General features: G+C 44.1%; 12 protein-coding genes. 2 read left to right on the forward strand and 10 right to left on the reverse strand.

The genetic code is table 11. From position 1 onward, the window contains the following. Positions 1–113 precede the first annotated feature (113 nt). Both WH46_RS06130 and WH46_RS06135 read right to left on the reverse strand, forming a co-directional pair. Entirely contained in the window at positions 114–1,415 is a 1,302-nt protein-coding gene (locus WH46_RS06130) for an MFS transporter (RefSeq protein WP_046226111.1), read from the reverse strand. A 116-nt stretch (positions 1,416–1,531) separates the two neighbouring features. Continuing rightward, positions 1,532–2,920, reverse strand: a complete 1,389-nt coding sequence (locus WH46_RS06135; protein ID WP_046226112.1) for an aminotransferase-like domain-containing protein — start codon at positions 2,918–2,920, stop codon at positions 1,532–1,534. Between the two features lie 443 nt (positions 2,921–3,363). On the opposite strand from WH46_RS06135, the gene WH46_RS06140 reads away from it, so the two are divergent. Then, positions 3,364–4,005 carry an RDD family protein gene (locus WH46_RS06140; protein ID WP_052714137.1) on the forward strand — a complete coding sequence of 214 codons (642 nt, stop codon included), beginning with the start codon at positions 3,364–3,366 and terminating at the stop codon, positions 4,003–4,005. A gap of 225 nt (positions 4,006–4,230) precedes the next feature. Here the strand turns inward: WH46_RS06140 and WH46_RS06145 are convergent, their stop codons facing one another. The 8 genes from WH46_RS06145 to WH46_RS06180 all read right to left on the reverse strand — a co-directional run bounded on the left by WH46_RS06145 (position 4,231) and on the right by WH46_RS06180 (position 11,261). Continuing rightward, on the reverse strand, positions 4,231–4,599 hold the full coding sequence (locus WH46_RS06145; RefSeq protein ID WP_046226113.1) for an iron chaperone: 369 nt from the start codon (positions 4,597–4,599) through the stop codon (positions 4,231–4,233). A 328-nt stretch (positions 4,600–4,927) separates the two neighbouring features. Continuing rightward, positions 4,928–5,566, reverse strand: a complete 639-nt coding sequence (locus tag WH46_RS06150) for a glycoside hydrolase family 11 protein (RefSeq protein WP_046226114.1) — start codon at positions 5,564–5,566, stop codon at positions 4,928–4,930. Positions 5,567–6,030: 464 nt separating this feature from the next. Continuing rightward, positions 6,031–6,600, reverse strand: coding sequence for an SF0329 family protein (locus WH46_RS06155; protein ID WP_046226115.1), 570 nt, complete (start codon positions 6,598–6,600; stop codon positions 6,031–6,033). Positions 6,601–6,747: 147 nt separating this feature from the next. Continuing rightward, positions 6,748–7,284 (reverse strand): hypothetical protein, encoded by a 537-nt coding sequence (locus tag WH46_RS06160; protein WP_046226116.1) that lies wholly within the window; start codon positions 7,282–7,284, stop codon positions 6,748–6,750. Between the two features lie 73 nt (positions 7,285–7,357). Continuing rightward, positions 7,358–8,080, reverse strand: a complete 723-nt coding sequence (locus WH46_RS06165; RefSeq protein ID WP_046226117.1) for a hypothetical protein — start codon at positions 8,078–8,080, stop codon at positions 7,358–7,360. A gap of 515 nt (positions 8,081–8,595) precedes the next feature. Beyond that, a complete protein-coding gene (locus tag WH46_RS06170; protein WP_046226118.1) occupies positions 8,596–9,579 on the reverse strand; it encodes a tRNA dihydrouridine synthase in 984 nt (327 codons plus the stop codon). Positions 9,580–9,814: 235 nt separating this feature from the next. Then, positions 9,815–10,705: a hypothetical protein gene (locus WH46_RS06175; protein WP_046226119.1), complete on the reverse strand. Its 891-nt coding sequence runs from the start codon at positions 10,703–10,705 to the stop codon at positions 9,815–9,817. 100 nt (positions 10,706–10,805) lie between these two features. Continuing rightward, the gene (locus WH46_RS06180) at positions 10,806–11,261 is read right to left on the reverse strand and encodes a MerR family transcriptional regulator (RefSeq protein WP_046226120.1); all 456 of its coding nucleotides are present in this window, start codon (positions 11,259–11,261) and stop codon (positions 10,806–10,808) included. 170 nt (positions 11,262–11,431) lie between these two features. Here WH46_RS06180 and WH46_RS06185 point away from each other — a divergent pair, with 170 nt between their 5' ends. Further along, a complete protein-coding gene (locus tag WH46_RS06185; protein ID WP_046226121.1) occupies positions 11,432–12,283 on the forward strand; it encodes an aldo/keto reductase in 852 nt (283 codons plus the stop codon). Positions 12,284–12,308 lie beyond the last annotated feature (25 nt).

Consider the following 12,308-nt stretch of genomic DNA (forward strand, 5'->3'; position numbering starts at 1 on the left):
CCTGCAACATACAGGCAACAGCTTCTTCACGTGTCCTAACCTTTTTTTGAAATGTCCTTTACAAAGGGTACAGTTTAATCCAGCTGCCTCTTTTTTATATGCTTAAATCTCAATCACTGGGTAATGCTTTTACTGCGGCTCCACATAATCACTGGTATGAGCAGCAAGGACACTATGCCTCCGATGATCGACAATGTGGAGTAACTTGAGCCTGCCACGACCATGCCCGACAATACTCCTCCGGCAGCACCGGACAGAGCAATCAGTACATCCACGGTTCCCTGGGTTTTCGCCCGGGTCGAGGATTCCGTTGAATCGACGATCATAGCCGTTCCGCTAATCAATCCAAAGTTCCATCCCAATCCGAGCAGCACCAGCGCAACAACCAGCAGTACCATCGAATCTCCTGGCGCCCAGGCTGCCACCAATCCTGCCAACAGCAGGGTAATACCGGATGCTACAGCCATAGCCTTGCGTCCCAGCTTATCTACCAGCACACCCGTAACAAGTGACGGCAGATACATCGCTCCGATATGGAACCCGATCACCAGCCCGATCGCTCCCAGTCCATGCCCATGATGACCCATATGAACCGGTGTCATCGTCATAATCGCGGTCATCACCATCTGTGTCAGAATCATAACAATAGCTCCGGCAGTAATTCCCCTTTTGTTCTCGGCATGAGGGATAGCTGCCGGCTGTGATTTATCCAGGCTGTCCACTCTGGCAGCTTCAATCATCCGTGAGACCGTCAGGGGATCAGGCCGCAGCCAGATGAACAGAACAATCCCTGCCAGAATGTAAGCGGCGGCTGCCAGAATAAATGGCCCTGCCATCGCAGGCACACCGACTGCAAGAGCCACATTGCCCATGACATTGACCAGATTCGGTCCGGCGACCGCACCGAATGTAGTAAATACCATGGTCAGACTGACAGCGGTCGCTCTCTGCCGACTGTTGGCCAGATCCGTACCGGCATAACGTGCCTGCAAATTAGTCGCCGATCCCGCTCCATAGATGAGCAGAGACAGGAACAGCAGAAAGACATTATTCATTACAGCCGCCAGGATAACACCCAGCGCACCCACTCCACCGGTTATAAATCCGGCTCCCAGTCCGATTCCTCGGCCGCGACGCTGGGAGAGTCTACCTACCAATAGAGCAGCCCCCGCTGATCCAAAAGTAAACAAAGCAGACGGTACTCCCGCCAGTGCATCCGTACCGAGCATCTGCCGCGCCAATAGCGCACCGACCGTGACCCCGGCAGCCAATCCCGCTCCACCAAAAATTTGTGAAATGCTTACGATCCACAGGGTACGCTTGTATAGTGCATGCTGCTTTTCTGCGGAATGAACATATTCCTGCAATCGTGCCGACTGGCTATTCGGCATACTAATACTCTGATTATGCGACATCTTCTACTCTGCCTTTCCGGTATATAAATAATCGTGCATACCCTTGCTCCAAATATGAACGATCATAACACGCAGCAAAAAAGCCACACAATACAATAATTGTGTGGCGTACAATATTAGATGAGCGTATCCAGTAGATTTCGGAGAATGATTAATCCCTGCTCCAATTCTTCTACCGTGTCCGGTGCACATACCGAGATACGCACCGCTCGCTCAGGTATACTACTGCCGACGACAAAACGTTCTGCAGCATATACCTGCACGCCCTGCTGAGCTGCCAATGCTTCGAATTCTGCACCGGTGATTCTGCCCGGCAGCAGCAGCCAGCGGAATATCCCCGTCTCTGCACCGAGACAGGTGTAGTCTGCCAGATAGCGGTTAACGATCTGGTTTCGGTATGTATTCTGCTGCTGATGATTGGCGATTAGCGTCTCGAACTGATTCGATACAATCGTGCGGGCAGTCAGTTCGGTCAGCAGCGGTGACACAGCGATATTGAGATTATACAGTGCCTTGATCATCGGTTCCTTGAATGCTTCTGGTACAGCGACATAAGCCATACGCAGACCGGGAGCCATCGATTTGGATAGGCCGGCAATATGGATCACGTGCTCCGGGGCAAGGGACGCGATAGCAGGCAGCGGCTGATCGGTCAGCAGATGATAGGATGCATCTTCAACAATAAATATATTGTACTGCTCAGCAATAGCGGCAATTCTGGAACGGGTATTCATCGACATGACCGAAGCGGTTGGATTATGGTAATCTGGGATGAGATAAATGCCTTTGATATTCTCATTCCTGCACGCATATTCCAGAGCATCCGGACTCATCTCATACTGCTCCGAACGAATCGGTACCAGCTGCACATTCAGCATGGCGGCAGCTGTTTTGAGACCCGGATAGGTATGGGAGTCAGCGCCGATACGATCTCCCGGCTTGCACAGGCTGGCGAGTACAGCCGCAATCGCATTCTGTGCTCCATTAGATAGCAGAATACGGTCTGCAGTGGTATCGAAGCCGCCTTTGCGCATCAGCTTCACGGCAGCATCCTTTTGCCAGAGACTGTCACCGGCACGCCCATAGCCAAACCATTTGGCGTAATCCGTCTCCTGCAGCATACTTTTGAGCTGGTGAAGCAGCGGCTCATAGGAAGCATCATCCGGCAAGGTGGCGCCCATCTCGATCAGATGCTGCGGCTTTGTATCCTCCAGCAGATAGCCGCTCGACAGCGCATCATACGATACAAAGGTTCCGCTTCCTACCGTTGCACTGAGCAGTCCTTTTAGTTCGCAGACCTTGAATGCTTTGGAAATCGTGCTCAGATTAAGATCCAGATAATCAGCCAGCTCCCGTTGGGGTGGAAGCTTGGTGCCGGGTAACAGCAGACCGTTCATAATATCCTGTTCCAACTGTCCGGCCAGTGCCTGGTAAATAGGCTTTTGCGATTTGTCGATCTCCGGCTTCCAGCTCATCGGGTAATGTTCAAATGAATTAATGGGCATGATACGCATCCTTTTTATACTTTTATATGATGGTACTGATTATAGAACAAAAATGACAGTCTGCGTAAAGATGAATCGTTCTCTTCTCCATAAGGTCCTGTGGGCCTATTCCTTAAAAGTTACCTGCACATAATATAAGTCTATAGTTGAATATCTCTCTTCTTTTAACTTATATATAATATAGTTTTGGGGAAAGGAGGAAATAATCAATAGATTTAACATTCATTCCAGTAAACAGGCTGATATCAGCGAGACTCTTCAGCAAATAGGTGGTTACCGTATATACGATTGTTATACATATCGTACGACATGAATACAAGCCCATCCAAATAAGCATAGCGAGTTTTGATAGAAAGTTTGTACCCAATCGCTTCTTCTCATTACAGACAGAGGCAGCAGAACGAAATGAATACAATACATAGAAGCATGGAGGATTTGTTATTATGATGAATGAACATATGGATGTAAATGCAGCCCGAACGGTGCACAATCAACAAGTGTATCAGCAAAATGCAAGAGACGAATGGAAGGACCTGTATGCGGGATTCTGGAAAAGATTTCTAGCGACCTGTATCGATTCTTTTATTCTACTATTGGTAGCCGGCATTATGATCGGTTTCGTGGTTTTGATGCTTAATCTGAATGGTGATATGAATACCGGTTATGCTAATGAACCGATGTCGACAGGCAAGAGCGTCTTTGTTGCACTCTTTCCATTTCTGCTCCTATTGCTGGAACTGGTCTTCCCATGGCTGTACTACAGTATGTTTGAGCATTCCAAATATCATGCTACTCCAGGCAAAATGGTACTTGGTATTGTAGCGGTAGACCAACAGTATCGCCCACTGAGCTTTGGTAGAGCCAGCGGACGATATTGGGCACAGCTTCTGAATGGATTCACGCTAAATATCGGCTTCATGGTCGCTGGCTGGACAACACACAAACAGGCATTGCATGATCTGGTTGCTGGTACATATGTGGTGAACAAACATGCCCTGGAACGCCTGCATCAACAGCAGCGTGAATATGAGCAGCAGCTGCAGGAGTATAACAACCAGATGGCTGCGCAGAAGAATATACTCTAAATGAATATATGCTAAATAACTATATTCTAAATTCAAGCGTACAAAAAGACGACTGTTCTCAGTCGTCTTTTTTTGGCTTATCTATTGCTCCTCTATCACTGTTGCTTGCGGATATCTATGGATTGCGGATACGATAGCTGACCTTTACAATGCTTATCTCCCTGATCCGGTTCTTCTATTCCTGAGGTTCAGCTGATATATGCAGCAGCTCCCACTTCGTACTGGTTATCGCCAAAATGTTGAACAACCAGCTTTGTCTTCCAGATTAAACTGGATCATTTCCTGCAGTAATTCATAATTAACTTCGCTTTTCCAGGGAATCCGAAACAGCTGGTTGGTATGGGTATAACCTGCCTGTACAATCTGCTGTGCAAAGCGGTCGATTCCTGCTTTTTCCGGTGCGACAGAGAGGTGATGTTTGGCTGTACTGAATGCAATAATAAACGTGTCGTGATCCGTGAACATGGGCTGATTCCAGGCAATTTTCGGAACCAGATCCGGAAAGGTCTCGCCTACCCATGATAGTACATGTTCCATACGCTCCCGCTGCTGTGGATCATTCATCGAACCCAAGTATTCTGCAAATACTTCCATTGGTCTTCCCTCCTGAATAGAATATTCAAACTGTACCACTGGTCATTCTGTCCTGATCGCTGCGACGGGCAATATTGTAGTCTTTATTTCAGTTTGGAGCGTCTGGAAGTACTTTACAAGTGTTTTATGTACTCTTCTTTTCTCTGAAATTATAGTCGATTTACGAGTTTGCACCTGTCTGATCCATTCTTCATAGGATGCGCAAAAAAGGCTTATCCCCCTGTCTTTGGTAAAGACTGCAGGACAAGCCTTTTTCTAATGAAATTACAGGATCAGGCAGAGCCGTCTCCCACTTCTTTACGGTTCATACTGCAATAGACAGATTGCCTTACCATACCGTCACATTGGAGCTGCCGCTGCTCTGATAACCTTCAGTCGCCATGACCTGATACGACCAGGTGCTGCCAAGTTTCATACCGTGACTGGCCCATGCTTTTACATGGTTGCTAAAGGTGATCGTAGCATTGCTGCCGGTCGGACGCTTTGTCTGACGTACACTCCAGTATTGGGTGAATGTTTTGTGGTCGCCTTCGATCGAAGGTGCATCATAACGGGTGGTTGTGTAGATATCGTATACACCGCCGTCGCTGGTGACCGTTCCTTTGTATGTACCGGTCGGACGGTACGTTCCCCAGCTGTCTACGACATAATATTCAATCAGCGAATTGCGGGTCCAGCCGTATAAGGTCAGATAGCCGTTACCGGATGGTGCCCACAATCCTGCATTATAGTTAATCACTCGATTCGGTGAACCGGTCGTCCAGCCTTTACCTACGACAAAGTTACCGGTATTTTGCCAATTCACACTGTAGTTACCGCCGGTTCCATTCACCGAATTCACTGTACCGCCGCCATCTGTCCAGTTTTGCCAATAATCTGTAGCTGCGCTAGAAGTAGCTGCGAACACACTGGAACTCATGGAAACCGCCAGGATGGTCGTGAGGAATTTCTTTTTGAATGTAGACATATTGTGCCTCCTCTGAATCTGAAATGGATTGTTGGCATCACCTATAACAACCGTTTGTACGAGGTTATGAGCAGAGTGATAGCCACAATCTATATATTCCATATTAAGTAACAAAATCCTTTTTTAACATGTTGATATCAACATATAATATAAACGAAGTCGAGCTGGAAATATGTAATACACAGAAAGGTGATGGCACTGCTATTCTGGTTGCCATAACTTTATATTATCCGATCCGATTACGATGATCTGGAAATTAAATAATCTGCGGCAATCTCCACTCCTCCAGAGTACGTAACAAAGGCTGCCGAATCATCGACAGCCTCGCGTATTATACATGTTGAATAGGGTATATCGCTATTTCATAGTGTGTCATCCGCTGCCTGTTTGAAACATACAGCTAGATCGTTAGCCTGCTCGTTGTTCATGATGGTACAGAATCTCTTGCTATTAACTGGATTGAACTAACATTTACCCAATCGCAGCTCATAAAAGTACTGCACAATCGGATGTTTGAGCTTGATCGTACTGCTCATGCTGAGAATTCGCTTTTTGCCTACGCGGCGGTCCATCAGTGCCAGAATATTCAGCAGGATATCACTGCTTTCCAGACTATCTTCGATCGAACTTGCCAGAAAACGGGTAGCTACAGCGGTAAAATTGGATTTGCTGAGCGCTGTCTGGGCAGTCAGGATTTCTTTGGCATAGGTTGTGACTTTGCGATTTCTCGCCATTACCTTCATGCGTTCTTCCGGTACATTTCCGTTGGTTTCTTTGCGGATCGCTTCGATCTCTTCCGGGCTGACCGGAATCTGCAGTTCCGGATCAGTCTTGATTTCCTGCTCCGTCTGATACCAGCGGATCGGGCTGGTCTTGTCGTTCATGTTGAAGATATTTTTCTTGTCTACCGTAATATAGCAGTTTCCCGATTTGCCGGTCATATAACTGTAACTGGTCGCCCGGTACTCCACTCTTCCATCCAAGGCAGGAGCCAGAAAGCTCTCCAGATTTTGCTTTAATTTACTCCAGGACATGTATCCTCCTATATTCTCCAAGCCGAACTATTATTTATATAAAGACTATTCAGCTGATCCCATGAAATTATATATTGTTAATAATAACTCATAATCTTGGAATATAGGAAATTGTCATATGCTTTTTATCCTTACTTTTGCACAAAACTATACATACTTAGGATCATATAAAAACTTTTCGCTATCATTTTGTACTCCAAAATAACGTAAGTAATATCCTTTTTTATATAATTCGCGAATTTCATTAATGCACGTATCATTTTCAAATTGAATGTATCCTGCCAAATAAAGCATAATTAAATATTCTTCAAATTCCAAATTACCAATTGACATATTTTCAGGATTTATCCCATAAAAAATTGTGATCTCTAATGTTAATAAATTCGACATACCTAATTGAGTAGAATTGATTACCCAAGCATGCACGGAATCACTATCTATATCTTCATTATTGTTTAATTGCATTAATTTTTGAATACCACGTTCATCTTCAAAAACATATGCTCCTGTTGCTTTATCGAATTCTGCATACATGTCTTCTTTTAAATCCGAGAAGCGATCAAGATCAACTTTTTGAGCGTAATACGTTTTAGTTAAACGTTGATGAATCTGTTCAGGCGAAAATGGGTTAGGAATATTTAATTCCAAATACTTTTTATACAATTTTTGAATATCGATTTCCATGCTAGATTCTCTACTTTCATTTTTGGTAAATGATACAAAATGGTTTTGGAGGTTTTTATTTTTGTTTATTTAATTACCGTCTAGTAATACCTAAACGATAAGATGTTCCATAAAAAATATGGCCCGTACGATATTGAGTAGCCGTAACTTTGCCATGATAATGATAGAAATATTTTGTATCATTATATCCTGTATTATAATGATTTTCTGGTCCTATGACATTTCCAAATTTAGTAGCCAATGCTTTCGCATCGCTCATATTTGGAGTCCATACATCATAACTTGAGCCTTTTAGTAAATAGGCTACAACATCACTATCTGGAATAGGAGATAAGACATATAGATCTTCTTTGTCGAATTTCACTTTGAAATATTTTGGCTTATCTTGTCTATTATTTTTAGAAAGTTCTTTAGCAAAATCAGCAACTCTTGCTACCTCTACTCCAAATTTGTAAATAGTAATACTGGCAGCTGCACCGGCTGCTAACCAACCAAGTAATTGTCCAACTCCCATCCCAATCCACGGAAGAGCAGGGAGAATCGTAGGCTCGACTGTATTATGATCTCTTTCTATATTTGTATTAATAAAATCTCCCGTATTATCTAGTTGATATGTAACATCTGTTACAGTTGTAGCATCTAGATTTTCATTTGTAACTAAACTTGTGCTTCCTGGCTGTTCTGGCAAATTAGAAGCTAATGAATAGGAAGGAGTACAAGTAGTGAAAAGAATTATCAGAGCTAATGCTAGTGCTGTTACTTTAAAGAAAGATTGTAATTTTTTTGTGTATTTCATATTTCCTCCTAAAATAATTTTTCCTCCAAAACCAGTTTGTCAGCTCCAATTTAAGTTCTGATCAAAAGAGCATGAATATTATTATTAACGAAGTAAAAGTGAATGTAAATCCCATAAATTGTTAATATGTAACTTTTTCCAAATCATTTGACCTATTAGTTAACAGACTTCATGCCCATTTACATTTATGGATTGTCAATAAAATTATATATTCAAGAGTAATATGTAACTAAATACTTTCTTCAATAGAGTAATTGAATATAAATTAATATTTTTACTTAATTAAAAATAATCTTTATATACTATGAAGTATTTATATCTATGTTATGGATTCATCTTAAAAGTGTTGTAGCATTTTATAAATCAAAAAGGTTATTTTAGATCTAATAATTTCATATTTTAAAACAATTGAAAAAGATGATCATTTATTTAAAAATACAACTAAACTGTCGTTCAAATAAATAAAGAGATATTACTATGCACGTTATGCAAAGTAATATCTCCATCTTATACATTTAGACTTCTTCCACCGTCTCCATCTGCTTCGCCAAAAACTCATCCAGCATCGCACGCACTTCATCGGTCGACCGTGCACTCATCAGCTCATTGCGCAGTTCACTCGCTCCCCGGAATCCGCGAACATAGATTTTGAAAAAGCGTGGCAGTGGCTTGAACGAACGAGGTTCAATCGCTGAATACTTGTCATGCAGATCCATATGCAGTCTTAATAGATTCAGCAGATCCTTGCTGCTATGCTCTCTCGCTTCCTGCTCAAAAGCAAACGGATTACTGAAAATTCCTCGTCCGATCATCACACCGTCCACACCGTACTTTTCGATCAGTTCCAATCCGGCTGCTCGGTCGGCAATATCGCCGTTAATCGTCAGCAACGTATTCGGTGCGATCTCGTCACGCAGCTTTTTGATCTCGGGAATCAGCTCCCAATGGGCAGGGACTTTGCTCATCTCATCCCGTGTTCGCAGGTGAATCGACAGGTTCACAATATCCTGCTGTAGAATATGAGTCAGCCAGCTGCGCCACTCGTCGACTTCGGTGAAGCCAAGCCGCGTCTTCACGCTGACTGGCAGGCCGCCGGCTTTGGCTGCCTGGATAATCTCGGCTGCGAGTTCGGGACGGCAGATCAGACCGCTGCCTTTGCCATTCTCGGCTACATTCGGTACCGGGCAACCCATATTGATATCGATTCCCTTGAACCCCTGCTCCGCCATACCAATACTCATCTGGCGGAAATATTCCGGTTTGTCCCCCCAGATATGCGCCACAATCGGCTGTTCATCCTCGGTGAACATGAGCCGGCCGCGTACACTATGGTGCCCTTCCGGGTGACAATAGCTCTCCGTATTCGCAAATTCAGTAAAAAATACATCCGGTCTGGCCGCTTCACTCACAACATGACGAAAAACAACATCCGTCACATCCTCCATCGGTGCCAGTATGAAAAAAGGCTTTGGTAATTCACGCCAAAAGTTGTCTGTCATTTTAAAAATCCTTTCATGGTATATAGCTGTAAGTCTTCATTCTGTATTTATATCTAGACGGCTATTAAATTTGGAAATCGTAAGCTAGAGCGGATAGAAGCGCCTGCTCCTATATACCTTACGTATGGTACTCCGTTATCTGCCAAAAAAATATACAGCAACAAGCACTGACATATACAACGATAACGATATAGACCTCCATCATTATACTAGATTGCATAGCCAAAACAGAAGGTTAATTTCTTCTTTTGGCTAATTCATCAGGTATATCTCTATTAGTAAGCGTTATATTGATAGCTTCTTTGGTAAAGGTATACTTTTTCTTTTGCGGGAAAAAGTCCACCTGCTCAAGCGTAGGCGATTGCAGCAAAAAGCTCAGGTCTCCGTCCTGTACATCCCAGAAACGGATGGTTTTCAGATTGATCATATGCGGTACAAAAGAGAGTGTTTGGATATCTGACAGAAATAATTGCCGAATCGATGTATTGCCCTTTAATACAGTATAGTCGGTTATTCGTTTACATTTCTCTATGTATAATTCGGCGAGATATGCGCATTCATTAAGCCCCTCCAGATTAGCGAGCCGCGGGCTGTGAGTAATCTGCAGAGATTCCAGCATTTGCAGTGAATCTATACCGGTTAGAGTTTCTATACTACTGCTGCTGATTCGTAGGCTGATAAGAGAAGATAGTGAACTCAGACAGCGGCAGTCTTTATTTTTGGTTCCTGCCAGCAAGAGATGCTGTAAGTTAGGAATATCGATCAGTTCAATCTCTCCGTCAGCTCTCGTGATATAGAGAGTATGTAGTCCTTGAAGCCGCGAGAAATCCAGCCGATCTTTGACATAAGCGAGACTGAGATGCCGGAGATGAGGCAGAGAATAGAGCGGTTCCAGAGATGTTTTTTTTAATGGAATCTCTTCATCTATCGTCAGGAAGTAAATATACGGTTTGTTGGCTAGCGGAGCAAGAGCCAGCTTGGTCCCTGAATGATTTGTATCTTTTGGGATAGGGATGATCTTCAAATGATGAATATCTTGTTGATCCATGTATTGAACGCCTTTGGCTAATTGATGCAGCGGAACTTCCAGATAACCGGCATCTTCATTGTAAATAAACTTTACCAACGCATTCCCTCCTGTTTGCTTGGACTCTGTGTATCGCCATAATGGACATATCATTAGAAGCATGCACGCGAGTACGTTCATTAATTTTTTATGCCTTATGTTATTCCTCAACACTTCCTGTAGAAGAAGCATAAAATACATCACTGTGCATATGCTGAATACGGTCCCAGTTCCGGGGATTCATCATGTCGAGAGAAGCGCCCTTCAGGATGGTCTGATACAGTTCGGTTTTCTCTTCCAAATGAGCAATATGCCGCTGTGCTTCTTCCAGTTTGATCTTCGCCGATTCTTTGTGCTCCATCATAAGCTCATAACGCTGCTGAATCGTCGTATCGCCTTCGAGGCAGAGATCAACGTACATTTTAATCGTTTCAATCGACATGCCGGATTGCTTGAGGCACCGGATACCATGCAGCCAGTTGATCGATTGCTCATCGAAGAGCCGAATATTATTCTGATTTCGCTGTACGCTGGGTACCAGCCCTTTATCTGTATAAAAGCGGATCGCATGCTCGGTAAGCCCTGTGATCTGTGCAGCATCTTTGACCGTATACATGGAATTCCCTCCCGAAAAATAAATTTTCATCTTCCTCTTGCCTTCGTGTAAGACGAAGCTATTAGGCTTACTGTAATGCAAGCCGCTGATAAATGGAAGTCTATCGACCAGATCGATGACGAACTGCGCGGCAGCATATCTTTTACTTTTACCATTCGGGAGGAATAACGATGCAGACTGTTACATTAAACAACGGTATAGAAATGCCAATTATCGGCTTTGGGGTATATCAGGTGCCGGATGCTGAAGAATGCGAGAATGCGGTATACGAAGCTCTGATGGCAGGTTATCGCCTGATCGATACGGCTGCTGGTTATGTGAATGAGGAAGCGGTCGGACGTGCGATCAAGCGCAGTGGTATCCCGAGAGAGCAGCTGTTTGTGACGACCAAGTTGTGGGTGCAGGATGCCGGCTACGAGAAGACCCAACAAGCCTTTGCCCGTTCTATGCAAAAGCTGCAGCTGGACTACCTTGATCTGTATCTGATTCACCAGCCGTTCGGCGATTACTATGGTGCCTGGCGCGCGATGGAGGAGCTGTACCATCAAGGAAAGATCAGAGCGATCGGTGTCAGCAACTTCCTGCCTGACCGGCTCATGGACCTTATCATGAACAACGATATTACTCCCGCAGTGAACCAGATCGAGACGCATCCTTTTTACCAGCAAAACGAGAGTGCTGCTTTCCTGAAAGAGCATGGCGTATACCATCAGTCATGGGCTCCATTTGCCGAAGAGTTGAACAATATGTTCGGTAACGATGTACTGGTCGCTATTGCAGCCAGACACAACAAATCGGTCGCCCAGATTGTGCTGCGCTGGCTGGTACAGCGTGACATAGTAGTCATTCCCAAATCTGTTCGAAAAGAACGCATTATCGAGAACTTTGATATTTTCGATTTTGAGTTGGATGCAGAGGACATTCGGCAGATCGCGTCTCTGGATACAGGCAAGAGTCTGTTCCTGTCCTACCTCGATCCGGAAGTTGCCAAGAAGATGGGCAGCTGGAAAATTGATCTGTAAAGTTGGATATAGATAGGCTATCTCT

The organism is Paenibacillus dauci (genome assembly GCF_000971985.1).
GTDB classification, from domain to species: Bacteria; Bacillota; Bacilli; order Paenibacillales; family Paenibacillaceae; genus Saccharibacillus; species Saccharibacillus dauci.